Here is a 24,653-nt window from a genome sequence, read left to right as displayed (position 1 = left end):
AGGCACGCGAGAGACGACGCCGGACCTGTGTCCCGCGCGCGCCGAGCGGTCAGTGCATATGTTGACCGCCGTTCATCGATATGTTGCTGCCGGTCATGAACGCCGCGGCGTCACTGGCGATGAAGGCGACGAGAGCGGCGATCTCGTCAGGCTGCCCGAGGCGCCCAACAGGAATGCCGGCGACGATCCTGGCAAGGGTATCTTCGGGAACCGCAGTCACCATGGCGGTCGCGAGATAGCCGGGCGACACCGTATTCACGGTCACGCCCTTCCTCGCAACTTCCTGAGCCAGGGCCTTACTGAACCCATGCATGCCAGCCTTGGCCGCAGAGTAGTTGGTTTGCCCGAACTGCCCTTTTATGCCGTTGATCGACGAGATGTTGATGATCCGGCCCCAGCCGCGATCCGTCATGCCATCGATCAAGTGTTTGGTCACATTGAAAACGGAATCGAGATTGACGCGTAGGACAGCGTCCCAGTTTTCCCTGTCGAGCTTGCGCAGAGTGGCGTCACGGGTGATGCCGGCATTGTTGACGAGGATATCGATCTGGTGACCCTCGGCGTTTATTCGCTCCGCCATGCGCTGGCATGATTTGAAGTCGGCCACATTAACGTCATAGGACGTGAAACTGTAGCCCTTGTCCCGCTCCGCAGCGAGCCACTCCTTGGCCGAACCCTCGTCGCGCGCGTGTGTCACCAGCACCCTGATTCCGGCATCATGGAGAGCCCGGGCGATTGCCTCGCCCAAACCTCCCATCCCGCCCGTAACCAGGGCCGTCTTCTGTATAGGCGTCATGGATCAAGCCGCCTTTCCGCCTTTCGGCGCATTTTTCCCGCCGGGGATCGGGAACAAGGCACCCCATTGCTTGAAGATGTCCTGGATCGGCTGCCCTGACGTGGCGCCGCCGACGGCTTCGCTGACCGCCCTCTGCCAGCCCTCAATGGCTTCACGCAGACCGTTCGTGAACTCCGTCTGGTTTTTGATGGCGATCTTCGTCAACTCTTGCGTGTCGCCGGCCCGTTGCTGGAGCACGCGCCAGAAAGTTTCACCCGGAAGGGTGGCAAGGTTTTGCCAGTTCTCGGCGTTACGCAGGTTTTCGATCTCCGACTTGGATTCGGCGATGGCTTCGTCACTCGCTTGGGACGCGACATCGAGCCAGCGATGGCCACCCTCCTGCAGGAGGCGGCCGATCTGGATTTGTAGTTCTGCGTTGGCCTTATAGAGTTTCAGGGGCACGGCATCGGTAGTCATTTTCACTTTCCTTTACTTCGTGGATGGCCCCTACGGGCGTAACTGGGCCGCTGCAAAAGCCGAGCGAAAGTTGCTGCGGTGAGTGGTCGAGCAAGCTAGCCGCGCCTTCACGAGCGCCCTAGATGCCCTCAAAATTTGGTGATATTCAGTATTATTAGATCGAAGTGACAGATCACATCCGGCTTAATTTCATTTTACAAAGCGCTTACATCCGTTGATTTCAATATAATTTGAAATCGTGTTTAGCTACGGTCCATTATACTCTTTGTCATCTTTGGTGACATCTATGTCATCATATGATGACTGATTCTGAAATTAAGTGGGCATGCAGGAGTTTGTCAATAGCAACTAACGTCTTTACGGCGGCGCCAAGCCAGCACGCTTCATAAGCGGCACGTCAGGGGCTTCCCAAGCGTCAGGCGTGGTGGCCTGGAGATCCTCGGTGGGCAAGCTTGAGATATCGACACCCTACGAAACCAAGGCCATTACTTGATCAAGTGTTGTTCAGCGGGAAACCAACGCGACGCCTTCATCTGGTCCGCTGTGGGCTGTGACGCCCCGGGGCAGTCGGCCGGACGAGCGGCGCGACCCAGTCATCCAGATGGATGATCACGAGGCTCTCGCCGGCAGCACGGACGTCATCGCGCAACGGCTGTCGTGGGCGCGTCACGTGCATCGCCGACGACAACCCAGTCCAGAAATCGCAGACTTCCGCCTGTCTACGGCATCAAGCCGGGCAAAGCCTCGGAAGCAATCACCTGCTCCTCGTCCGTCGGAATGATGATCACAGGGATCCGGCTCGCGGCGCTTGTTATGATCGCATGATTGGTGGCGTTCGCGGCGGGATCGAGATCGATGCCCAGCCACATCAGCCGGCTGCAGATGTCGGCCCTGATCGCTGGCTGATGTTCGCCGACGCCGGCCGTGAACACCATCGCGTCGAGACCTCCCATCGTCGCGGCCAGACGCGCAGCTTCTCCGGCTATGCGCAGTGTGAAGAGCTCCAGCGCCTCCTTTGCCTCTGGCGCCTCGCTGGCGAGAAGGTCGCGGCTGTCGGGGCTGATGCCCGAAACGCCGAGCAGTCCGGAGCGGTGGTAGAGCATGTCCTCCAGATCGGCGACCGGCATCCTTTCCTGCGATAGCAAATGCAGAAGCACGCCCGCATCCAGCGCGCCGCACCGTGTCGCCATCGGCACGCCGTCCAGCGTCGAAAACCCCATGCTGGTATCGACGCTTTGGCCGCCTTGCATGGCGCAAAGACTGGCGCCCGAGCCGAGATGGGCAGCGACGATCTTGCCGCCGGCCAGTTGCGGCCAGTTGCGGGCGAGTTCGCTGGCGATGTATGCGTAAGACAGCCCGTGAAACCCGTAGCGTTTGATCCCGCGCTCGTGGAGTCCGCGGGGCAGTGCGAAGCGGCGCACCAGATCGTCATTGGTGCGATGAAAGCTCGTGTCGAAGGATGCTGTCTGGCGAAGGTCCGGCCGCAGCCTTGCGACGGCGCGGATCAAACGAAGAGCCTGCGGCTGATGCAGCGGGGCCAACGCAACGAGCGCCTCCATCTGATGTAGCGAACGGTCATCGATGAGCACCGGGCCCGAGAACACGTCGCCGCCATGCACCACGCGGTGGCCGATCCCGATTAGGTCGTCGAGCCTGTAGCGCTCTGCCAGATGCGTGAACGCGTCGCCGAGCACCTCATCCAGTTCCTCGCCCACCTGTGCCTTGAGCTCGACGTCGACATGCTGCTCACCTTCCAGAAGCTGGAAACGCAGCGGCGTGGTGCGAAAGTCGATGACGCCCTTTCCGATTGGCTTGGGAGGCCGGCCTTCCACGGCGAACAGGCCGATCTTGACGGTCGACGAACCGGCGTTGAAGGTGATCAGAAGTCGACCGCTCATGCCGCCGTCCCCGGCATGGATTGTTTGCCGCGGCACACGAGAAGCTTTGCCAGAGCTGCCGAAGCGATCCGCGCGGATAACGGGTCGGAGCGACTGGTGAGCACGATCGGTACGCGCGCGCCCAGCACGATCCCGGCCGCCGTTGCTCCGGCAAAATAGATAAGCTGCTTGGCAAGCATGTTTCCTGCCTCAAGGTCCGGGACAAGCAGGATGTCGGCCTCGCCGGCAACGTCGGAGACGATGCCTTTGATGCGCGCGGCAGCGATGCTGATCGCGTTGTCGAATGCGAGCGGCCCGTCGACGAGCGCGCCGGCAATCTGGCCGCGCGCCGCCATCACGGTCAGGGCGGCCGCATCGAGGGTTGCCGGCATCTTGGCGTTGACAGTTTCGACGGCGGCGAGCACTGCGACGCGTGGTTTGTCGACGCCGAGTGTTCGCAACAGATCGACCGCGTTCTGGCAGATATCACGCTTGTGGTCGAGCGTCGGCTGGATGTTGATCGCCGCGTCGGTAACGATCAACGGTTTTCCGTAGGCAGGCACGTCCAGTGCAAAGACATGGCTGATGCGGCGCTCCGTCTTGAGCAGGGATCCAGGCGCGACGATCGCGCCCAGCAACTCGTCGGTGTGAAGGCTGCCTTTGACAAGGACGGCCACCTCGCCGGAAACCGCCAGTTCCACCGCACGCGCCGCGGCTGCATGGCTATGGGGCGCCTGTTCGATTGCTATCCCGTCGAGGTCGAGGTCGATCGCGGCCGCGGCCGCCGCGGCCCGGATCTTCGCCTCTGGCCCGACAAGGAGCGGTTCGAACAATCCTTTTTCGCGGACTTCGACGGCGGCAAGGATTGCCTCCGGTGAGCAAGGATGCACGATCGCCGCGCGTACCATCGGCAGTTCACGGGCCTGCCGGACGAAGGCGTCGTATCGGTCGCTGCGTGCCGTTGGAGACGCGCACGGGTGGGTGGCCGGCCATTCAATGGATCGTGCCGGCGCGATCACGGTCGCGGTGCCGGTAAGGATTTGCTCGCCTTTTTGGTTCGAGCATGTCGTGTCGAGAACGACGCCGCGGTTCGCCGGCAGTTTCCTGGTGACGCGAACCGTCGCGGTGATCGTGTCGCCAGACAGGACCGGCTTCAGGAACCGGAACTCCTGTCCGAGATAGGTTGTCCCAGGCCCGGGTAGGTGCGAACCCAGTACTTCGGAAACCAGGGTGCCGGCCCATGCACCATTCGTGACGGCGCGATTGAACATGCTCGCCGCCTCGGCAGCGTTGTCGGGCGACAGATCGACATCGCCCGTTGCCACCGGCGTGTCACTCTCGCTTTTGTCGCCGCTTGCGACCCTGACCAGAGAGGCCGTGTCGCCGAGCTGCAATTCGTCAAATGTTCGATTCCGGAGCATGCTGGGAACCACGGTGACCTCACTTCTGCAAAACATAGGTGCCGGGGGCATCACAGATCGGCGGAAATCCCGCGTCGGGCGCGCCCATCTCAGGCGCGGGAATGCGTTCAGACAGGGAGTGCGCCTCGAGCCAACCTTGCCATTCCTCCCACCAGGATCCGTCTTTTCTGGTCGCGGCGGCAACCCATTCGTCCGCGCCGAGGCAGAGATCGGCTGTCCGCTTCAAGGCGACGCTGTAGCGCCGGCCGCGATGACCGGGTTCGCTGACGATGCCGGCATTGTGTCCGCCGCTGGTCAATACGAATGTGACGTCGGTATCGGTGATCTGGTGGATCTTGTGGACCGATCGCCACGGAGCGACATGATCGCGCTCGGTGCCGACAACGAACAGGGGCACGCGGATGTTCTGGAGTGCTGCCGGGCGGCCATCGACCATGAAGCGGCCGGTGGCGAGTTCGTTATCGAGATAGAGCCGTTGAAGGTATTGCGTATGCATGCGGTACGGCATGCAGGTTGAATCCGCGTTCCACGCCATGAGATCGGTCATCGGAGTGCGCTCGCCCATGAGATAGTCGCGCACGAGACGCGACCAGACGAGATCGTTGCTGCGCAGGATCTGGAAGGCTCCGGACATCTGGTCTGACGACAGATAGCCCCGGTTCCACATCATGCTCTCGAGGAAGTGCATCTGGCTGGGATCGATGAAGAGCGCCAGTTCTCCGGGCTCGGTGAAATCCGTTTGGGCTGCCAGGAGGGTGACGGTCGAAAGCCGGTCGTCGCCCACACGGGCCATTGCGGCGGCGGCGATGGAAAGCAGCGTGCCTCCCAGACAATAGCCGGCTGCATTCACCTTGCGGCCGGGCACGATCGCTGCGATCGCATCCAGTGCCGCCATCACGCCCAGTCGCCGGTAGTCGTCGAGCGAAAGGTCGCGGTCGGCCTCCGTCGGATTGCGCCAGGAGACACAGAAGACCGTGTGTCCCCGCTCTACGAGATAGCGGACGAGCGAGTTGTGGGCCGAAAGATCGAGAATGTAGAATTTCATGATCCAGGCAGGCACGATCAGCACCGGCTCGGCGAACACCGTCCCGGTCGCAGGAGAATATTGAAGCAGCTCGATCAGGTGATTGCGATAGACCACCTTTCCAGGTGTGAGGGCGACGTCGCGGCCGGGAAGAAAGGCGTCGGCGCCAATCGGGGGCTGAGCGTTGGCGAGCCGGGTGGCATCCTCCATCCAGTTCTGGAAGCCCGAGACGAAATTCGAGCCTGCGCTCTGGATCGTCCGCTCGATCACCTCGGGATTGGTGAACGGGCTGTTCGATGGCGAGGCCATGTCCAGCAATTGGCGGGCCGCAAACGAAACGACCTCCTCGTGATGGGGTGTTACCCCCGGCACGTCGTGCGTCGCGTCGGACCACCATTGCTGCGCGAGAAGGAAGGCCTGGACATAGGTAGCAAACGGCTGACTGTCCCAGCCCTCGGCCTTGAAGCGATAGTCCGAGGCGAGCGGCTCGATGCACGCCGGTGCTTGGCCGTGAAGACCGACGGCGCCGAGATAGGCCGAAAGGCGCGCTCCCTGCCGAATGGCCGTCTCGGCCAGCTCCAGGCGTTTTCCGGGGGCGGACCACATATGCAGCGACCAGTCGAACAAGGCGAGCGTGAGCGCCGCTGGCGACAGTCCGGCCGTCAATCGGGCGGTACAGGCCTCGCGCAACCGGTCCAGGGCACGATATGCTTCCATGCGGGCATCGAGATCATGGCCGCCAGCTGGGGAAGTGGCCGCGCTAAGCCCGCTCTGCACCGTTCCCGCCATCAGCGGCGCGTCTCGTGCGGGACATGTTCGCGAGGAGAGTCGCAGTCCCGTACCTCGACCTCGAGCAGCGTGGCGATCACCTGCTTGACATCCTCTTCCAGAGCATTGCGCTCGCCTTCCAGCAGGGGCTCGGCTTTGATCACGTCCTTGAGAATACCGACACCCGCCAGAAATGCTGCGACCAGCGCGGCACGCCTTCTCGGTACCGACGGGAGCTTGCCGATCAGGGGTGCAACGAAATCCTCCTCCAGGAATTCGTTGAGCACGCGCGAGGCTGCCTGGCTGCCGAACGACTGGACCACGATATCGAGTGCGCCAATCTCGTTGGGGCCCTTCCGTGACAGGATCTGCTTCGCCAGAATGGAGGGCAGGCAGCCGTCGTCCTCGGCGAAGAGTTGCTCGGGCTTGCCGCTCTCTTTTACCGCTTCGTAGAACAGCTTCTCCTTGGATCCGAAGGAGCGATGGACATAGGCCATGTCCACCCCGACATCGGCGGCGATGTCGCGAAGGCCGGTATCGTCATAGGAATGGGTCAAAAAGCGAAGGATGGCGGCCTTCAGGATGCGGTCGCGCGTCGTGTCGCTGGCGTCCGGGCTGATCACTCGATTGGGCATTGTTTCTCCTAGCGGCCTCTTGACTGGTTGTCAGGTTTAGCTTCATAGAATACATCAGTCAACGATTGATGACTAAGGTTGCTCCTTTGGATTGTCTGGCGAATGCTGCCCCGCCAACTCTCCGGCGAAGAATTGTTGAGGGTATCGCCACTCAGGCCAAGCGGCCCGGCTGTATAGGGGCGGTAACGACAAAACAAGGATGCCGTGCGGTTCGATCGTCTTTCCGTCACGATCGCAGGTCGAGTGCCCGGCGCCATACGAATTTCGACAGCGCGGCACTCGATTGACGGCGCCCGGCGTATCCATGGTGAAGGAGAACAGCATGAACAGGACAATGAAGGCTGCGGTGGTCCGGGAGTTTGGAAAACCGCTCGTCATCGAGGAAACGGCGGTGCCGACGCCTGGCGTCGGTCAGATTCTCGTCAAGGTCGCCGCCGCCGGCGTCTGCCACACCGACCTGCATGCGGCCGAAGGGGATTGGCCGGTCAAGCCGAAGCCACCTTTCATCCCAGGACACGAAGGCGTGGGCCATGTCGTTGCGGTCGGGTCAGGCGTAAAGCATGTCAGGGAAGGTGACCGGGTCGGCGTGCCATGGCTTTACAGCGCCTGCGGCCATTGCCGGCATTGCCTGGGCGGGTGGGAGACGCTCTGCGAGGAACAACAGAACACCGGCTATTCGGTGAATGGAAGCTTCGCGGAATATGTCATCGCCGACCCCGACTATGTCGGTCACCTGCCGGACAATGTCTCCTTCGTCGATATCGCGCCGATCCTTTGCGCCGGCGTCACTGTCTACAAGGGTCTGAAAGTCACCGACACGAAACCGGGTGACTGGGTCGTCATCTCCGGTATTGGCGGGCTTGGACACCTCGCCGTCCAGTATGCAAGGGCCATGGGTCTCAATGTGCTGGCCGTCGATGTCGATGACGCCAAGCTCGATCTGGCCAAGCGCCTGGGGGCATCGCTTGCCGTCAATGCACGCAGCGAAGACGCTGTCGCTTTCGTTCGCAAGGAAATCGGCGGGGCCCAGGGCGTCCTCGTCACCGCCGTGTCGCCCAAGGCATTCGAGCAGGCGCTTGGCATGGTCGGGCGCGGCGGCACCTTGTCGCTCAACGGCCTTCCGCCCGGCGATTTTCCGCTGTCGATCTTCGACACGGTGCTCAACGGCGTCACGATCCGCGGCTCCATCGTCGGCACCCGGCTCGACCTGCAGGAGGCGCTCGATTTTGCCGGCCAAGGCAAGGTCAAGGCGACGGTCGAGACAGAAACCCTCGACAATATCAATGACGTGTTCGCCCGAATGCACAAGGGTGACATCCAGGGCCGTGTCGTGCTCGATTTCGAGGGCTAGCCATTTGCGCGGCATGACCGACAGGGGCGGCGCGGGCCTCGATCTTTCGTGGCGAGCCGGATGGTGATCGATGCAGGTCGACGCCTTTTTGTCCTTCACGATCGCAGTGATCCTGCTTCTCGCCGGCAAAATCGTCACCATGAACGCCGTGGTCCTGCGCCGCTATGCGATCCCGGAGCCGGTTGTCGGCGGCCTGCTTTGCACGGCAGCCGTCGCACTTGTTTTTGCCTTTACCGGCGAGAAGATCGTCTTCGAACTGGGCATGCGCGACTTTCTGCTGCTGCTGTTCTTTGCCGGCATTGGCCTCAAGGCTGATGTGCGGAGCCTTCTGGCCGGAGGCAAGCCGCTGGCGGTCCTGCTTGCGCTCGCCATCGTCTTCATGCTGTTGCAGAATTTCGCGGGCCTGTCGCTTGCGTCCCTGTTCGGGCTCGAGCCGAAAGCCGGTCTGATGGTCGGATCGATCTCGCTGACGGGAGGCATCGGAACCACGCTCGCCTGGGCGCCGATTTTCACGCAGCGGCTCGGGATCGAGAACGCGCTGGAGCTCGGGATTGCCGCCAACACCGTCGGGCTCATCGCCGCCTGCATTATCGGCGGGCCGATCGCCGCCTACCTGATGAAGCGCCACCGGATCGCCGGCAACCAGGATGGCGACTCCGACATCGGCGCGCCGTTCGAGCAGGCGCAGACCAGGCTGGATTATTTCTGCGTCCTCTGGGCCATCCTGGCGCTGAACGTCGCGCTCATGCTCGGGTTCGGTATCGAGAAGCTGGTCGCACTGAGCGGCTTGACCGTCCCGACCTTCGTCAGTTGCCTGGCCGCAGGCATCCTGATCCGCAATCTTATGCCGCTCGCCGTCGGTGCAACGGTGCGGCGGATCTGGCCAGGCGTCGAGGATGGGCTGGCGCTGGTGTCCGATCTGGCGCTCGGCCTGTTCCTGACGATGGCGCTGATGGGACTGCAACTGTGGCAGCTCGACGGCGTCCTTGTCTTCATCACCGCAGCGCTTGCGATCCAGATCGCCCTGACCGTGCTGTTCACCATCACCGTCGTGTTTCGCCTCATGGGCCGCGACTACGAAGCGGCCGTCATATCGGCCGGTTTCGGCGGCATCACGCTTGGATCGACGGCCACCGCGATCGCAAACATGACGGCTGTCACGCAGCAGCACGGGGCCGCCCACCGGGCGTTCATCATCGTTCCGCTCGTTTGCGGCTTCTTCATCGACATCGTCAACGCGCTGATCATCTCGGCTTTTGTCGGCTGACTCTTTGTTGGGACGCCGCGCCAGCACGGGGCATGCGGCGGCCTTCGATCGCTTGTCGTTGCAATCTTCGATCCAGACCTGCTTGGCTATGTCGAAGCGGGCTGCTGGTGGATACTGCCAATTGCGTCATCACTTGTTGACAAAAAGGTCATCGTTTGATGATATGCGGCCGCAACGCTTGTGCTTCGACATGCAGCCCTGTTGTTGCATCTGGCAAAGAAATCATCGGAGCACGTGGCTATGGATGCTGGCAAGGAGACGTCTTCTTCCAATTCAACCGGGTCTGGTTTGGGAATGAATTCATTCGATTTCGTGAAGGCGGCCTCGTCGGTGCCCGTCAAATTCTATTCCGGGCTGTATCGCGCAGGCCTCGATGCTACGGCGCGGCTGCTCCAGCAGCAGGCAGATTATCTGCACCAGTTATCGACCATCGACCAGCCCGCCGAGATGATGGCCGCTCACGGCGATCACGTCCGCAAGGTCCTGGCCGGATGGGCGGATGAGGGCAGGCGCATCTTCGAACGGGGCATGGCTGATCTCAAACCCGAGGCATGATCCGGAGCGCGCGATCGCTGCGCAGAGCGCGTGGTGCGAGGGGGCCGGACACTCGCGCGGGGGATGAAGGGGCAGGAGGGGATATAGGCCCTGATTGCAGATCGCCCGCAGCATAAATTCTTTCAACGACGGGGCAGTCGTGATCGGCCACGCCCCTCTTTATACACACGGCAGGACTTCATGGCGGACAACGTCTCGCGACGTCGCAAATCGGCGCCCACCCAACTTCAGATACTTTTTTGCAACCGAAAAACCGCGGGGTGGACGCAATGGTGAAGTCAGCGAGAAAATGGATCCTGGCGGTTTTGGCAGCCGGCGTGATCGCCGGCGGCTATTATGGTTGGCGGATGTATGACGGTTCGGGGCTGCCGGCCGGGATCGTCGCCGGCAACGGCCGGATCGAGGCGACGGAAATCGACATTTCCGCAAGGACGGCCGGTCGGATCAAGGACATCTTCGCCGACGAAGGCGTACTCGTCACGGCAGGACAGGTTCTGGCGCAGATGGACACCGACCAGCTTGTGGCGCAACGCCGGCAGGCCGAAGCGTCGCTGCAGCGCGCGGTCATCAGCATCGATACGGCCAGGAGCCTGCTTGCCCAGCGCGAGGCAGAAAAAGAAGCCGCCGCCGCCGTGATCGGTCAGCGCGAGGCCGAGCTGGACGCCGCGGACCGAAAACTTGCCCGCACGGAACAGTTGATCAGGACCAACACCACCTCGCAGCAGGTCCTCGATGATGACCGGGCGACCGCTCAACGGACGCGTGCGGCCGTTGCCGCTGCGAGGGCGTCGCATTCCGCTTCGGACGCGGCCATCGGCGCGGCAAAGGCGCAAATCATCGATGCCGAGGCCGCCGTTGTCGCTGCCAAGGCGGCAATCGAAAGCATAACTGCCGATATCAACGACACCACGCTGCGGTCACCGCGCGAGGGGCGCGTGCAGTACCGGGTCGCGCAGCCCGGAGAGGTCCTGTCTCCGGGTGGGCGCGTCCTGAACATCGTCGACCTCAGCGACGTCTACATGACCTTCTTTCTCCCGACCGCCCAGGCCGGGCGCATTGCGATCGGTTCCGAAGTGCGGCTCGTCCTCGACGCGGCGCCGCAGGTCGTTATTCCAGCCAGTGTCAGCTTCGTTGCCGATGTCGCCCAGTTTACCCCTAAGACCGTGGAGACGGAGGAAGAGCGGCAGAAGCTGATGTTCAGGGTCAAGGCGAAAGTCTCGCCGGACCTGCTTCGCAAATACATCCAGCAGGTCAAGACCGGACTTCCGGGCATGGCTTATGTTCGTGTCGATCCTGATGCCGAGTGGCCGGAACACCTGACGAGGGCGCTTGTGCAATGACGAAAGCGCCCGATGGCTCGAACGACAACACACGGGCCGCACCGGTCGCGAGCCTGGCGCGTGTCGGATTGTCCTATGGCAAGACGAGAGCGCTTGACGATGTGAGCCTCGATATTCCGCCCGGCATCATGGTCGGCCTGATCGGTCCCGATGGCGTTGGCAAGTCGAGCCTCCTCAGCCTGATCGCCGGTGCCCGCGCGGTCCAGCAGGGGCGGGTCGAGGTTCTGGGCGGCGACATTGCCGACACGAAGCATCGCAATCAGACCTGCCCGCGGATCGCCTACATGCCGCAGGGGCTTGGCAAGAACCTCTATCCAACGCTTTCGGTATTCGAAAACATCGATTTTTTCGGCCGCCTGTTCGGCCAGGACAGGCAGGAGCGCCAGCGCCGCATCAACGATCTGCTCGAGCGCACGGGCCTTGCTCCCTTTCCAGACCGCCCCGCGGGGAAACTTTCGGGCGGCATGAAGCAGAAGGTCGGTCTGTGCTGCGCGCTGATCCACGATCCCGATCTTCTCATCCTCGACGAACCAACGACGGGCGTCGATCCTCTGTCGCGCCGGCAGTTCTGGGAACTGATCGACGATATAAGGGGCGAACGCCCGGGAATGAGCGTGATCGTCGCGACCGCCTAGATGGAAGAAGCCGAGCGCTTCGACTGGCTCGTTGCGATGGATGCCGGGCAGGTGCTTGCGACAGGAACGCCCGCCGAACTGCTGTCGCGCACCGGAGCCGCCAATCTCGACGCCGCCTTCGTCGCTCTTCTGCCGCAAGAAAAGCGGCAGGGTCACCATGAGGTCGTCATACCGCCGAGGCCCGATAAGGGAGAAACGGAGTTTGCGATCGAGGCCCAGCATCTGACCATGCGCTTCGGCGACTTCACGGCCGTCGACAGTGTCAGCTTCCAGATTCCGCGTGGCGAGATTTTTGGGTTCCTCGGCTCGAATGGCTGCGGCAAGACCACCACCATGAAAATGCTGACCGGCCTCCTGGCGGCAAGTGAAGGAACGGCGAAGCTGTTCGGGCATGAGGTCGATCCGAACGATATCGAGGTGCGGCGAAAGGTCGGCTATATGAGCCAGGCCTTCTCGCTCTACTCCGAGCTTACGGTTCGCCAGAACCTCGACCTGCATGCCCGCCTGTTCAACCTGCCGCCGGACACGATCCCGGCGCGCATCGCCGACATGGCGGCGCGGTTCGATCTCAACGCGATCATGGACGCATTGCCTGACGCGCTGCCACTGGGTATCCGGCAGAGATTGTCGCTCGCCGTGGCGATGATCCACGCCCCCGACATCCTGATCCTCGACGAGCCGACCTCCGGTGTCGATCCGGTCGCGCGCGACGGCTTCTGGCAGATTCTCTCCGACCTGTCGCGCAATGACGGCGTCACCATCTTCGTCTCCACCCATTTCATGAACGAAGCCGAGCTTTGCGACCGCATTTCGCTGATGCATGCCGGCAAGGTGCTGGTCAGCGATACGCCGAGAAGGATCGTCGAGCAGAAATCGGCAGCCAGTCTCGAGGAAGCCTTCATCACCTATCTGGAAGAAGCGATCGGAAAACAGTCTCCACCTGCGTCCCCCCGACCCACGCAGCGTGAAGAGGCGGATGGAGCAAAGGCGCCCCCCTCAACTCCATCCGCCGCCCGTCGCGCTTTCGATCCACGCCGAATGCTCGCCTACACCCAGCGCGAATCGCTGGAACTGCGCCGCGATCCGATCCGCGCGACGCTTGCCATTCTCGGCAGCGTCATCCTGATGTTCGTCATCGGCTATGGCATCAACATGGATGTCGAGAACCTGTCCTTTGCCGTGCTCGACCGCGACGATACGACGATCAGCCGTGACTACACGCTGCAGATCGCCGGTTCCCGCTACTTCACCGAAAAGGCGCCGATCACCGACTACAATGACCTCGACCGGCGCATGAGCAATGGCGAGCTCAGCCTGGCGCTGGAAATTCCACCCGGCTTTGGACGCGACGTCTCGCGCGGCACCAGGGTGGAGATCGGCGCCTGGATCAACGGCGCCTCGCCGTCGCGCGCCGAGACCGTCCGCGGCTACGTGCAGGGCATGCACCAGACCTGGCTTGCCCAGAAGGCGCGCGAACTCTATGGCGACGCGGCGACGATCGGACAGTTCCAGATCGCGCTCCGATATCGCTACAATCCCGGCGTCGACAGCCTGATCGCCATGGTGCCGGCCGTCATCCCGCTTCTCCTGATGCTGATCCCGTCCATGCTCGCCGTTTTGAGCGTCGTGCGCGAGAAGGAGCTCGGATCCATCGTCAATTTCTACGTGACGCCGGTAACGCGCTTCGAGTTCATTATCGGCAAGCAACTCCCTTACGTCGCCCTTGCAATGCTGAACTTCGCCATGCTGACAGCATTCGCGGTGTTCGTGTTCGGGGTGCCGCTGACGGGAAGCTTCCTGACGCTCGCGGCGGCTGCCCTGCTTTACGTCGTCACCGCCACGGGCATAGGGCTCCTGATATCGAGCTTCATCAGCAGCCAGATCGCCGCCATCTTCGGGACGGCCCTCATCACGCTCATCCCGGCGGTTCAGTATTCGGGCATCATCGATCCGGTTTCCTCGCTCCAGGGCATGGGCGCCTATATCGGCCAGATCTATCCCGCGACCTATTTCGTGACGATCGCGCGCGGTACGTTTTCCAAGGCGCTCGGCTTCAACGATCTTGCCGCCTCCTTCATTCCTCTCCTGATCGCCATTCCGGTCCTGACCGGGATGACCGTGGCCTTCCTCAAGAAACAGGCGGCCTGATCGATGCGTCTTGCCAACATCATCCAACTCGGCGTCAAGGAACTGCGCGGACTTGCCCGCGATCCGATGCTTGCCGTCCTGATCATCTACGCCTTCACGCTGTCGATCTACACGGCATCGACAGCGATGCCGGAGACGCTCAACAACGCGGCCATCGCCGTGGTCGACGAGGATCAGTCGCCGGTCTCCTCGCGCATCCTGACGGCATTCTATCCGCCTTACTTCTCGATCCCGAAGATCATCTCGCAGCATGAGATGGACCGCCGTATGGACAGCGGCCTCGACACCTTCGCCCTCGACATTCCGCCGAACTTCCAGCGCGACCTGCTCGCCGGCAAGGCGCCGACGATCCAGCTCAACGTCGATGCCACTCGCATGACCCAGGCGTTCAGCGGCGGCGGTTACGTCCAGTCGATCGTTTCTGGCGAAGTGAGCGAGTACCTGAACCGCTACCGGGGAAACACGGCCGTTCCGGTCGATCTGGCGCTGCGCTCCCGCTTCAATCCCTCGCTCGACAAGGGCTGGTTCGGGGCGATCAACAACGTGATCTCGTCGATCACCATGCTGTCGATCGTACTGACGGGTGCGGCGCTGATCCGCGAGCGCGAGCACGGCACGATCGAGCACCTGCTCGTCATGCCGATCACCCCGACAGAGATCATGATCAGCAAGATCTGGTCGATGGGACTGGTGGTGCTGGTCGCCTCGACAGTTTCGCTCGTCTTCATCGTGCAGGGCCTGCTCAAGGTGCCCATTCAAGGGTCGCTTATCCTGTTTTTCGCGGGCACCGTGCTGCAGCTTTTCGCAACAACGTCATTGGGGATCTTCCTGGCCACCATTGCCGGATCGATGCCGCAGTTCGGTCTTCTGCTGATGCTCACCCTTCTGCCTTTGCGTGTCCTGTCGGGTGGTGTCACGCCGCGGGAGAGCATGCCGCAGATCATCCAGGACATCATGCTCGCCGCACCCGACACCCACTTTGTCATCCTTGCGCAAGCGATCCTGTTTCGCGGAGCCGGCCTCGATGTCGTCTGGCCGCAGTTCGTGGCGTTGCTGATCATCGGGGTCGTGCTGTTCGCCTTCTCGCTGCGTCGGTTCAGACAGTTCCTGCGCTAGGGATTGAGGCTCGTGGCGATGCACCCTTCGACGCAAAAACCAGACGATGGCGGTGAGCAGCCCCTGTCGCACTGCCATCGAACTCAACATGCAGCCAGCATTCTCTCCGCAAATGGCTGGTTCGCATCGAAGCCTCTCGAATGGCAGCGCGAGTTCTGCCGCGCCGGACGGCGGATCGCACTGGCGCCCGGTCAATGGATCTATGGGCAGGGTGACGAAATCAACGGACTTTGCGCCGTGCTCGAGGGGGCCTTGAGGCTCGAGGCACCCCTGGCGGGCGGGCATGATGCTCTTCTGGCGATCGTTCCGCCGCCGGCGATATTCGGTCTCACGACAAACAGCGGATTAACCTCGCGCCTGGCAACGGCGCGCGCCGCCCGACAGACCACGCTCCTCCTGTTTTCCAACAGCGCGCTTGAGCAATTGGCGGCACGGTTTCCTCAAACCACGCAGGCGCTCAATGACCTGCACCGGCAGCAGCTGGGCATGCTCGTGCGACTGGCGGCACATCTTCTGGTCTCTCCACCGATCGGCCGCATTGCCTATCGTCTCGATCAGGTCGCCGCGAACGGCGTCGCATCGGTGAGCCAGTCCGATCTTGCCGAGCTTTGCGGTCTTGCCCGGAAAATCGTCAACGCCCATCTGGCAAGGCTCGAGGCAGACGGCGTCATCCAGCGAGGTTACCGCGAGATCCGGATCCTTCGACCGCAGGCGCTCGCGGCCCTGATATGTTCTGCGGAGGCAACGCCGCAGCTGTCCGGTCGCGGCAGGCGCGGGGAGATCATCGCGACTGGCGCATAAATCTCGGCGAGATTGTCCCGATCGGTACAATCATTGCGATGATCTTCCGCTAGAGTAGTCATCAACTGATGACAATTCTAGGATCTGACGTCCGGCTTCAGGCCGTACATCGGGAGGTCTATCGATGTTCAATTCCAATGCTTTTACTGCCTTGCGCCGGGCCTTGTCTGTCCGCACCCTTCTTCTGATGTTGCTTCCGGCGGTTCCGCTCGCCGTGGCTCCTGTTACCGCTCATGCAGCAACAATCGGCGCGACAGTCGCAAACGTCAATCTGCGAGCAGGCCCGGGAACGTGGTATCCCGTGGTCATCACCATGCCGCCTAACGCCGCTCTGGCCATCTACGGATGCCTTGATTCAGGACCCTGGTGCGATGTCTCCTGGGCGGGCGCACGAGGATGGGTTTCCTCAAATTATATCAGCATCCGTTACCAAGGTCAGAGCGTGACACTGTCGCCGGCGATCATTCCGATGATCGGCCTGACCGTTGTTGCGTTCAACCAGGCCTACTGGAACAACCACTACGCCAACCAGCCGTGGCATGGAAACTGGAACACCTATTATCGACGCGGCGCTGCTTATGGTGGCCCAGGTTATGGTGGTGCTGGCCGAGGTGGCTGCGTTGGAGCCGCATGCGGCGGTTCGGCCGTCGTTCGCGGCCCTTACGGCGGCGGCGCGGCCGCACGTGGAATCTGCGGTCCGGACCGTTGCGCCGGTGGCGCCATCGGCCGCTATCCGGGCGGCGGCCTCGAAGTCCGGCGCGGCATCATCGACCGTTGAATGGCTGAGGCGAGGCCGGAGGGCTCGCCAAGGCTGCGCCTGTCAGCGTCAGGCGTCAGCTCGCGTGCAACCCAGCCATCAAGCCAGGCCGTAGGAGGAAACCTTTGCGCTCGGCCAGGGCCAACCATTGAAACGGCACGTCGTGCCGTCGGGCAACAACTGAACCGAAAGAAGAGGTTACCGATGACAGGGAACGACCATTCTATCGGACGCGGCTGCGGCGGCCGGCCAACGGGTCCGACTTTCCGGATGCGCGGTCTGGTGGCTTTCGCGGCCATCGCCGTCATCTCGGGCTGCGCAACCACGCCGCCGCCCTCGGTTGCGTTGTCCTCCTCAGCACTTTTGCGTCCGACCTCGGACAAGAGCAAACCCTATGCCTATCGCCGGCCGGATGTGAACTTCGCAGCCTATGGTCGCGTCATCGTTCCACCCACGGAAATCTACGCCGGTCCGGATGCGCAGTTCGGCAAGATGTCGGCTGCCGATCGTCAAGCGCTCGCCGTCTACATGCATCAGGAGTTTTCCAGGGTGCTCGGTCGCCGGCTTCAAATCGCCACGCAGCCGGGCCCGGGTACGCTGCGCGCCAGGCTGACCTTGACAGGAGCGGAAGCAAGCACACCGGTTCTGTCCACGGTCTCGCATGTTCTGCCAGTCGGCCTTGTCGTCAATGCGGGCGCGCAGGCGACCGGCGGGCGCGGCACATTCTCAGGCTGGGTCTCCTACGCCGTCGAGATCGAGGACGCCCAGACCGGCACTTTGCTCTATGCCCATGTCGCCAACAGGAGCGCCAACGCGCTCGACATCACCGCCAATTTCGGGCCGCTCGACGCGGCAAAGGCGGGCGTGCGCTCGGCAGCCGACAAGCTGGACAAGGAGCTCGCCGGCGCAACGCGATAGCGACAATGGAAGCTCGATCCGCTTCCCCGGATGACCGCGGGCACGCGCAGAACGCGCCACGACCTGCCTGGCGGATCGGCTTCTGCCGTTCCAGGCCGGTCCGGAGCATCCCAGACTTTGACAGGAGACCACGTTCTGACCGGAGCTTATTTGAAGACGCAGGAACGCACAGTTACGATCTGCCCTGAAACCCGGCGCCGATTGATCGGCCTGACCAGACTGTTCGGTATCTGCCTGACCGGCATGTTGCTCGTCGCCTGCGACGATGGTGCCAGGACGGCAGAGCCTTCCCCCCAATCTATCCGGGTGATTAAAGCCGCCGTGCTTGAGCAGCAGCGCGGCGCTGACGTCACCGGCGAGGTGCGCGCCCGCATCCAGACGGATCTTGCCTTCAGGGCAGCCGGGAAGGTGGTGGAGAGGCGGGCAGATGTCGGCTCCCGTGTCCGTGCCGGAGATGTGCTGGCGCGCATCGACGACACGGAGCAAAGGGCCGACGTCACGTCGGCGCAAGCCGGCCTCGTGGCGGCACAGGCGACACTCAATCAAAAGACGCTCGCCTACCAGCGTTATGCAGCGCTCGTGGAATCGCGCGCCATCGCCCAGGCGACCTACGATCAGGCGAAGGAAGAACTGGCGACGGCTCAGGGCACATTGGAATCTGCCCAAGCATCGCTGGCAATCGTGCAGGACGCACTCTCCCACACCGAGCTCAAAGCCGACGCGGACGGGATCATCATCGCCCGTAACATCGAAGTCGGCCAGGTTGTGTCCGCCGCACAGCCTGCCTTCACGCTCGCCCATGACGGGCCGCGCGATGCGTGGTTCGATGTCTTCGAGGCCTTTTTCCTGTCCGGCCAACCAGCCGACAAGGCGACGATCGCGCCTGTTTCCGATCCCGACGGCGGCGTCACCGCAGCACTTCGCGAGATCGCCCCTGTCATCGACACCACCACCGGAACGATCCGGGTCAAGATGGCGCTTGCGCCCGATGTTGCCTGGTCGCTGGGAACGCCCGTCGTCGGCCGCTTCCGAACGCCGTCTGTCGCAGCCATCACCTTGCCCTGGAGCGCGATGACGTCCACCGATGGCAAGCCCGCCGTCTGGATCGTCAATGCTCAGACCCGCGCGGTCGAGTTGCGGCGGGTCACCGTTGCGGACTACCGGACCCGTGAATTCTCGATCGCCGAAGGTGTTTCTGCGAGCGAACTCGTCGTCGCCGAAGGCGGAAAGTTCCTGCGGCCGGGTCAGACAGTCGCCTGGGAGGCCAATCGATGAAGCGGCCTCTTGCAACAATTGTCCTTCTTGGCGCAGTGGCGATCCTGTCGCCTGCAATATCCCGTTCCGATGCCCCACAGTATGTTGTGCCAAGACCGGTGATCTGGATGACGGCCACGCCGGAACGGGCCGGCACCTTGAGCTTCGCCGGCGTCACGCAGCCGCGCGTCGAGACCGAACTCGCTTTCCGCACACTGGGCCGCGTCATTGCGAGAAAGGTCGAGGCAGGCGACGTCGTCAAAAAGGGAGACGTGCTCGCACTGATCGATCCGCTTGCGCTGCAGCTTGCCGTCACCGGTGCCCAGGCCGAACTGCGCAACGCCAGCGCGCAACTCGAGAACGCGACGATCACCGAGCGGCGCAAGCGCGTGCTCGTCTCCACCAACAGTGCAAGCTCCGCCGATCTCGAACTTGCCGAGCAGGGCTTGAAATCGGCGCAGGCAAACATGACGAAAGCCGAAGCGAACCTCGCCAAGGCGAGGGAACAGCTTGGCTACGCGGAGCTGAAGGCCGAGTTCGACGGCGTCATCACCTCGACCTCCGTGGAAGTCGGACAGACGACGACGGCCGGGCAGGCAGTCCTGAAGCTTGCGCGTCTCGATCAGCGCGATGTCGTGATCGACGTGTCCGAGGGGCAGCTCGCGCAGATCCGCTCGGCAAACCGCGTCGATGTGGCGCTCCAGCTCGACGGGCGGCTGCGTACCTCCGGATCTATCCGCGAGATCGCCCCGCAAGCCGATGCCGAAACCCGCACCCACAGGGTGAAGATTGCCGTGGATGAGGCTCCCGCCGTTTTCCGCTTCGGCTCGGTGGTCACCGCCGCCTTCTCCAACGGGGCCAGCGACAGCGCAATCGTCCTTCCCCGCTCGGCGATCACCTTCAGGGATGGCGCCGCGGACGTGTGGGTCATTGATGACGCTACGCTCACCGTCTCACGTCGACCGGTCGGGATCGAGGCAAGCGAAGCGGGCAGCTCCCAGGTCAGGGTCAATAGGGGACTCGATACCGGGGAAAAGGTCGTTGTCGCCGGTGGCGACCAACTTCAGGAGGGACAGAAAACCAGACTTGGACAGGAGATGCGCCCTTGAAGAACTTCAATCTCTCCGACTGGGCGCTCGAACACCGCTCCTTCGTCTGGTACTTCATGATCGCCTTTTCGATCGCCGGCATGTACGCCTATCTCAGCCTGGGACGGGAAGAGGACCCCTCCTTCACCATCAAGACGATGGTGATCCAGGCGCAATGGCCCGGCGCGTCGGCCGAAGAGGTTGCAGAGCAGGTCAGCGACCGCATCGAAAAGAAACTCCAGGAACTCGACAGCCTCGACAGGACGCGCAGTCTCACGACCGCTGGCAGGACGACGATCTTCGTCGACTTGCTTCCGACCACAAAAGCGAGGGACGTTCAGCCCACCTGGCAGCGCGTTCGCAACATGATCGGCGATATCCAGCAGCAATTTCCCGCCGGTGTCGTCGGACCGTTTTTTAACGACCAGTTCGGCGACGTCTACGGAAACATCTTCGCCTTTACCGCCGAAAACCTGAACCAGAGGCAATTGCGCGATCTGGTCGAGGACGCCCGCACCAGCGTACTCGCCGTGCCCAATGTCGGCAAGGTCGACATCATCGGTGCGCAGGATGAAGTGATCTATCTCGAATTCTCCCCGCGCAAGATCGCAGCCCTCGGCATCAATCAATCAGACATCGTCGAGACACTCAGGGAACAAAACGCCGTCACACAGTCCGGTATCGTCCAGGCGGGGCCGGAACGGGTTGCATTGCGCGTCGGCGGACGTTTCATCTCCGAGGAGAGCCTGCGCGCTATCAATCTGCGCATCAACGACCGCTTCTTTCCGCTGACCGATGTCGCAACCGTCACGCGCGGCTATATCGATCCTCCATCCTCATTGTTCCGCTTCAACGGCAAGCCGGCGATCGGGCTGGCGATCGGCATGAAAGCCGGCGGCAACCTGCTGGAATTCGGAGCGGCACTCGACACGATGATGAACCATATCGTTGGGGACCTGCCTCTTGGAGTGTCCGTCGACCATGTGTCCGATCAGCCCGCGGTGGTCGACCAGGCGGTTTCCGGCTTCACCAAGGCGCTGTTCGAGGCTGTGGCGATCGTGCTCGCCATCAGCTTCATCAGTCTTGGCCTGCGCGCCGGGCTGGTGGTTGCGATCTCCATTCCGCTCGTGCTCGCCATCACCTTCATGGTGATGCAGTATTCCGGCATTTCGCTGCAACGCATTTCGCTCGGCGCCCTCATTATCGCTCTCGGTCTTCTGGTCGACGACGCGATGATCGCCGTCGAGATGATGGTTGCCCGCCTCGAGGCCGGCGACACATTGCGAAAAGCCGCAACCTACGTCTACACCTCGACCGCCTTCCCGATGCTCACCGGCACGCTCGTCACCGTCGCGGGCTTTCTGCCGATCGGCTTCAACAACAGCAATGCCGGCGAGTTCACGTTCACGCTCTTCGTCGTACTTGCGGTTTCGCTGACCGTGTCCTGGATCGTCGCCGTTCTGTTCACGCCGCTACTCGGCGTGACGATCCTGCCGAAGACGATGAAGAAACACGCCGAGCACAAGAGCCGCTTCGGCGCCGTCTTCTCCTGGCTGCTTCAGCTCTGCCTTCGGTTCCGCTGGACCACCATCATCGTGACGATCGCCGCATTCGGCCTGTCCGTCGCCGGCATGTCGCTTGTCCAGCAGCAATTCTTTCCGACGTCGGATCGTCCGGAGCTGATTGTCGACTGGAACCTGCCGCAGAACAGTTCCATTGCTGAAACAAATCGGCAGATGGCCCTCTTCGAGCGCGAAAAGCTTGTCGGGAACACTGACATAGACCACTGGTCGAGCTTTGTCGGTCGTGGAGCGCCGCGCTTTGTCCTGACCTTTGACGTCCAGCCTGACGATCCGACCTTCGGCCAGATGGTCATCGTCACGAAAGGGCTTGAAGCTCGCGATCGTCTGAAAGTCGACCTACAGGCCTATCTTCAGAAGACTTTCCCGGGGACTGACGCTTTCGTGAAGGTCCTGGACATCGGACCGCCGGTTGGACGACCCGTCCAGTACCGCATCTCCGGTCCGGACATCCAGAAAGTCCGCGACCTCGCCCAGAAGACGGCGGGCATCGTCATGTCGCATCCATCATTGACCGGGCTCGTCTTCGACTGGAACGAGCCCGCGCGCGTCGTCAAGGTCGATGTTCTCCAGGACAAGACGCGGCAGCTCGGCGTCTCGTCCGAGGACATCGCAACCGCTCTCAACGGCGTCGTCCAGGGCGCGACCGTGACCCAGGTGCGCGACGCGATCTACCTGATCAATGTCGTCGGCCGAGCCCAGGCGGCCGAGCGCGCCTCGATCGACGGCCTCGTCGACCTGCAGCTTCCCACAAGCAGCGGCAAGGCCATCCCGCTCTCGTCAGTCGCCCGCTTCGACTACGATCTCGAACAACCGACGATCTGGCGGCGTAACCGCATCCCCACGATCACCATCAAGGCCGGCATCAACGACAGCAGCCAGCCTGCGACGGTCGTCAATCAACTCGAGTCGAAGATCGACGAGCTCAAGGCCTCTTTGCCGCCGGGATATGATGTCGCGGTTGGCGGGACGGTGGAGGAAAGCGCCAAATCCCAGGCGCCGATCATCAAGGTGATCCCGATCATGATCTTCGTCATGACCACGCTGCTGATGACCCAGCTTCAAAGCTTCCATCGGCTGTTCCTGGTGTTCTCGGTCGCACCACTTGCCTTGATCGGGGTGGTCGGTGCCCTGGTGCTGAGTCGTGCGCCGCTTGGCTTCGTCGCGATCCTCGGCGTTCTCGCCTTGATCGGCATTCTGATCCGCAACTCGGTGATCCTGATCGTCCAGATCGAAGACTTGCGCAAAGCCGGAACGCCGCCCTGGAAAGCCGTCGTCGAGGCGACCGAACACCGCATGCGACCGATCATGCTGACGGCCGCCGCGGCCACCCTGGCGTTGATCCCGATCTCGCATGAGGTGTTCTGGGGACCGATGGCCTACGCCATGATGGGCGGCATCGTCGTCGGAACTGTCCTGACCTTGCTCTTCCTTCCCGCCCTCTATGTGACCTGGTTCAGGATACCGCGTGATGTTGAAAGCAAGTGAATTCGCGCCGCCGCGGCGACCTTTGCAGTTGGATGCCCTCGATGTGCGCCAAGCCCGCCCCCTCAACGCTTTTGCCTGGCGACGCGTCCTGGCGCTCCCGCTTGTGCTGTCATTGCTCGCGGGCTGCGCGGGACGCCCTGAAAATGTCCTTCAGCCCATTGCTTTGGCGAGCAACGATACAAGCCGTGTCGACATGCTGGTCGCGACCACCCGAAAGCCCGCCGACGATCCCGGCCAGCTCTATTCCGGCGAGCGCGGCACGGCGATCTCGCTCAACAACCTAACCGTCTCCATACCGCCGGACGCAAGGAGGAGGGTCGGAGAGGTCCAATGGCCAAAGCGCGTGCCTGCGGATCCCGGGAAAGAGTTTGCCGTGCTGAAAGTCGAGAAAGTTGCCTCCGAACAGCAGGCGCTCGGCTGGTTTCGCAAGAACCGGAACGCGAAGCGGCAGGTGATCATCTTCGTGCACGGCTTCAACAACACCTATGCCGATGCCGTCTTCCGGTTCGCGCAAATCGCCCATGATGCGGGAACTGACGCTGCCCCCATCCTGTTCACCTGGCCCTCCCGCGCCAGCGTCTTCGGCTATATCTACGACAAGGAAAGCACCAATTATTCGCGCAAGGCGCTTGAGGATCTCATTATTCAGGCGTCTTCCAGCCCTGACGTCGGCGACATCACCATCCTTGCCCATTCCATGGGAAGCTGGTTGACGACGGAGGCTCTGCGCGGAGTTGCCATGCGAGAGAAAACGATCCCGGAGAAAGTCCGCAACGTGGTGCTGGCGTCGCCGGATATCGATGTCGATGTCTTCCGGCGCCAGTTGATCGAGATGGGACCTAAGCGCCCGCAGTTCACGATCTTCGCCTCAACCCGCGACCGGGCCTTGCAGGTGTCGCAGCGGATCTCAGGGGGTGTCAGCCGGGTCGGCAGCGTCGACACCACCCCTTATGCCGGCATGCTCAAGCAGCTTGGGATCACGGTGATCGACACCAGCACCGCAGCGTCCAACGACGCGCTCGGTCACAACGCCTTTGCCGACAGTCCTGAGATCATATCGCTCCTCGGCAAACGTCTCGCCGGCCAGTCCCTGGAGGGTGGTCAGGTGACGCTGGCCGATCATGTCGGTCTTGCCGCAATCGGCACGGTCAATCTGGCCGGATCCGCAGCCAGGACCGTCGTCGCGGCGCCAATGTCGGTGGTCAGCCCCGAGGCACGCAAGATGTTGCGGCAGGAATTTTCTGGAAAACCGGCTGCACTTATTGACGGCCAGATCGCCTACTGAGGTTTTGACATGAATCGCCGAACCCGTTTGCAATCTTCAAACTAGAAACTGGACCAGCGGCCATATGGCTTTAGTCATCAAGTGTTGACCCGC

At 62.3% G+C, this 24,653-nt stretch carries 20 protein-coding genes; 14 read left to right on the top strand and 6 right to left on the bottom strand.

All coding sequences use genetic code 11. From position 1 onward, the window contains the following. Positions 1 to 49: 49 nt before the first annotated feature. The 6 genes from phbB to AKG11_RS28700 form a co-directional block, all read right to left on the bottom strand. Positions 50 to 796, bottom strand: a complete 747-nt coding sequence (phbB, locus tag AKG11_RS28725; protein WP_050746403.1) for an acetoacetyl-CoA reductase — start codon at positions 794 to 796, stop codon at positions 50 to 52. Positions 797 to 799: 3 nt separating this feature from the next. Then, on the bottom strand, positions 800 to 1,252 hold the full coding sequence (locus AKG11_RS28720; RefSeq protein WP_050746402.1) for a phasin family protein: 453 nt from the start codon (positions 1,250 to 1,252) through the stop codon (positions 800 to 802). Between the two features lie 719 nt (positions 1,253 to 1,971). Then, on the bottom strand, positions 1,972 to 3,150 hold the full coding sequence (locus tag AKG11_RS28715; protein ID WP_050746401.1) for an acetate/propionate family kinase: 1,179 nt from the start codon (positions 3,148 to 3,150) through the stop codon (positions 1,972 to 1,974). Beyond that, positions 3,147 to 4,586: a bifunctional enoyl-CoA hydratase/phosphate acetyltransferase gene (locus tag AKG11_RS28710; protein WP_050746400.1), complete on the bottom strand. Its 1,440-nt coding sequence runs from the start codon at positions 4,584 to 4,586 to the stop codon at positions 3,147 to 3,149. The genes AKG11_RS28715 and AKG11_RS28710 overlap by 4 nt, the downstream gene beginning before the upstream one ends. Continuing rightward, entirely contained in the window at positions 4,570 to 6,291 is a 1,722-nt protein-coding gene (locus AKG11_RS28705) for a PHA/PHB synthase family protein (protein ID WP_245290268.1), read from the bottom strand. Before AKG11_RS28705 ends, AKG11_RS28710 begins: the two co-directional genes overlap by 17 nt. 71 nt (positions 6,292 to 6,362) lie before the next feature. After that, positions 6,363 to 6,977, bottom strand: coding sequence for a TetR/AcrR family transcriptional regulator (locus AKG11_RS28700; protein WP_088016570.1), 615 nt, complete (start codon positions 6,975 to 6,977; stop codon positions 6,363 to 6,365). A 322-nt stretch (positions 6,978 to 7,299) separates the two neighbouring features. Here AKG11_RS28700 and adhP point away from each other — a divergent pair, with 322 nt between their 5' ends. The 14 genes from adhP to AKG11_RS28635 all read left to right on the top strand — a co-directional run bounded on the left by adhP (position 7,300) and on the right by AKG11_RS28635 (position 24,560). Continuing rightward, the gene (adhP, locus tag AKG11_RS28695; RefSeq protein WP_050746397.1) at positions 7,300 to 8,328 is read left to right on the top strand and encodes an alcohol dehydrogenase AdhP; all 1,029 of its coding nucleotides are present in this window, start codon (positions 7,300 to 7,302) and stop codon (positions 8,326 to 8,328) included. A 70-nt stretch (positions 8,329 to 8,398) separates the two neighbouring features. Next, positions 8,399 to 9,595 (top strand): sodium/glutamate symporter, encoded by a 1,197-nt coding sequence (gene gltS / locus AKG11_RS28690; RefSeq protein WP_050746396.1) that lies wholly within the window; start codon positions 8,399 to 8,401, stop codon positions 9,593 to 9,595. Between the two features lie 240 nt (positions 9,596 to 9,835). After that, the gene (locus tag AKG11_RS28685) at positions 9,836 to 10,150 is read left to right on the top strand and encodes a hypothetical protein (RefSeq protein ID WP_156334152.1); all 315 of its coding nucleotides are present in this window, start codon (positions 9,836 to 9,838) and stop codon (positions 10,148 to 10,150) included. Between the two features lie 269 nt (positions 10,151 to 10,419). Further along, a complete protein-coding gene (locus AKG11_RS28680; RefSeq protein ID WP_050746394.1) occupies positions 10,420 to 11,490 on the top strand; it encodes an HlyD family secretion protein in 1,071 nt (356 codons plus the stop codon). Then, positions 11,487 to 12,125, top strand: coding sequence for an ATP-binding cassette domain-containing protein (locus AKG11_RS35875; RefSeq protein ID WP_371260162.1), 639 nt, complete (start codon positions 11,487 to 11,489; stop codon positions 12,123 to 12,125). The genes AKG11_RS28680 and AKG11_RS35875 overlap by 4 nt, the downstream gene beginning before the upstream one ends. Then, on the top strand, positions 12,126 to 14,273 hold the full coding sequence (gene rbbA / locus AKG11_RS28675) for a ribosome-associated ATPase/putative transporter RbbA (RefSeq protein ID WP_371260161.1): 2,148 nt from the start codon (positions 12,126 to 12,128) through the stop codon (positions 14,271 to 14,273). Positions 14,274 to 14,276: 3 nt separating this feature from the next. Beyond that, positions 14,277 to 15,389 carry an ABC transporter permease gene (locus tag AKG11_RS28670; RefSeq protein ID WP_050746393.1) on the top strand — a complete coding sequence of 371 codons (1,113 nt, stop codon included), beginning with the start codon at positions 14,277 to 14,279 and terminating at the stop codon, positions 15,387 to 15,389. An 18-nt stretch (positions 15,390 to 15,407) separates the two neighbouring features. Then, on the top strand, positions 15,408 to 16,190 hold the full coding sequence (locus AKG11_RS28665) for a Crp/Fnr family transcriptional regulator (protein WP_053190904.1): 783 nt from the start codon (positions 15,408 to 15,410) through the stop codon (positions 16,188 to 16,190). Between the two features lie 124 nt (positions 16,191 to 16,314). Continuing rightward, positions 16,315 to 16,968, top strand: a complete 654-nt coding sequence (locus AKG11_RS33875; RefSeq protein WP_082342745.1) for an SH3 domain-containing protein — start codon at positions 16,315 to 16,317, stop codon at positions 16,966 to 16,968. A 261-nt stretch (positions 16,969 to 17,229) separates the two neighbouring features. Then, positions 17,230 to 17,865 (top strand): DUF3313 domain-containing protein, encoded by a 636-nt coding sequence (locus AKG11_RS28655; RefSeq protein ID WP_245290267.1) that lies wholly within the window; start codon positions 17,230 to 17,232, stop codon positions 17,863 to 17,865. A gap of 243 nt (positions 17,866 to 18,108) precedes the next feature. Beyond that, complete coding sequence (locus AKG11_RS28650; RefSeq protein ID WP_050746409.1) at positions 18,109 to 19,140, top strand: efflux RND transporter periplasmic adaptor subunit; 1,032 nt, start codon at positions 18,109 to 18,111, stop codon at positions 19,138 to 19,140. A gap of 107 nt (positions 19,141 to 19,247) precedes the next feature. After that, positions 19,248 to 20,228, top strand: a complete 981-nt coding sequence (locus AKG11_RS28645) for an efflux RND transporter periplasmic adaptor subunit (protein ID WP_245290266.1) — start codon at positions 19,248 to 19,250, stop codon at positions 20,226 to 20,228. After that, a complete protein-coding gene (locus AKG11_RS28640; RefSeq protein ID WP_050746388.1) occupies positions 20,225 to 23,275 on the top strand; it encodes an efflux RND transporter permease subunit in 3,051 nt (1,016 codons plus the stop codon). The genes AKG11_RS28645 and AKG11_RS28640 overlap by 4 nt, the downstream gene beginning before the upstream one ends. Next, positions 23,259 to 24,560 (top strand): alpha/beta hydrolase, encoded by a 1,302-nt coding sequence (locus tag AKG11_RS28635; RefSeq protein ID WP_082342743.1) that lies wholly within the window; start codon positions 23,259 to 23,261, stop codon positions 24,558 to 24,560. The genes AKG11_RS28640 and AKG11_RS28635 overlap by 17 nt, the downstream gene beginning before the upstream one ends. The last annotated feature ends 93 nt before the right edge of the window (positions 24,561 to 24,653 follow it).

Origin of the sequence: Shinella sp. SUS2 (genome assembly GCF_001262505.1) — a bacterium.
GTDB lineage: Bacteria > Pseudomonadota > Alphaproteobacteria > Rhizobiales > Rhizobiaceae > Shinella.
This window is presented reverse-complemented; position numbering and strand designations above follow the sequence as displayed.

Coding starts and splice junctions, on each gene's coding strand:
- phbB (WP_050746403.1), bottom strand. CDS start 796: ATGACGCCTATACAGAAGACGGCCCTGGTTACGGGCGGGATGGGAGGT.
- AKG11_RS28720 (WP_050746402.1), bottom strand. CDS start 1,252: ATGACTACCGATGCCGTGCCCCTGAAACTCTATAAGGCCAACGCAGAA.
- AKG11_RS28715 (WP_050746401.1), bottom strand. CDS start 3,150: ATGAGCGGTCGACTTCTGATCACCTTCAACGCCGGTTCGTCGACCGTC.
- AKG11_RS28710 (WP_050746400.1), bottom strand. CDS start 4,586: ATGTTTTGCAGAAGTGAGGTCACCGTGGTTCCCAGCATGCTCCGGAAT.
- AKG11_RS28705 (WP_245290268.1), bottom strand. CDS start 6,291: ATGGAAGCATATCGTGCCCTGGACCGGTTGCGCGAGGCCTGTACCGCC.
- AKG11_RS28700 (WP_088016570.1), bottom strand. CDS start 6,977: ATGCCCAATCGAGTGATCAGCCCGGACGCCAGCGACACGACGCGCGAC.
- adhP (WP_050746397.1), top strand. CDS start 7,300: ATGAACAGGACAATGAAGGCTGCGGTGGTCCGGGAGTTTGGAAAACCG.
- gltS (WP_050746396.1), top strand. CDS start 8,399: ATGCAGGTCGACGCCTTTTTGTCCTTCACGATCGCAGTGATCCTGCTT.
- AKG11_RS28685 (WP_156334152.1), top strand. CDS start 9,836: ATGGATGCTGGCAAGGAGACGTCTTCTTCCAATTCAACCGGGTCTGGT.
- AKG11_RS28680 (WP_050746394.1), top strand. CDS start 10,420: ATGGTGAAGTCAGCGAGAAAATGGATCCTGGCGGTTTTGGCAGCCGGC.
- AKG11_RS35875 (WP_371260162.1), top strand. CDS start 11,487: ATGACGAAAGCGCCCGATGGCTCGAACGACAACACACGGGCCGCACCG.
- rbbA (WP_371260161.1), top strand. CDS start 12,126: ATGGAAGAAGCCGAGCGCTTCGACTGGCTCGTTGCGATGGATGCCGGG.
- AKG11_RS28670 (WP_050746393.1), top strand. CDS start 14,277: ATGCGTCTTGCCAACATCATCCAACTCGGCGTCAAGGAACTGCGCGGA.
- AKG11_RS28665 (WP_053190904.1), top strand. CDS start 15,408: ATGCACCCTTCGACGCAAAAACCAGACGATGGCGGTGAGCAGCCCCTG.
- AKG11_RS33875 (WP_082342745.1), top strand. CDS start 16,315: ATGTTCAATTCCAATGCTTTTACTGCCTTGCGCCGGGCCTTGTCTGTC.
- AKG11_RS28650 (WP_050746409.1), top strand. CDS start 18,109: ATGTTGCTCGTCGCCTGCGACGATGGTGCCAGGACGGCAGAGCCTTCC.
- AKG11_RS28645 (WP_245290266.1), top strand. CDS start 19,248: ATGACGGCCACGCCGGAACGGGCCGGCACCTTGAGCTTCGCCGGCGTC.
- AKG11_RS28635 (WP_082342743.1), top strand. CDS start 23,259: ATGTTGAAAGCAAGTGAATTCGCGCCGCCGCGGCGACCTTTGCAGTTG.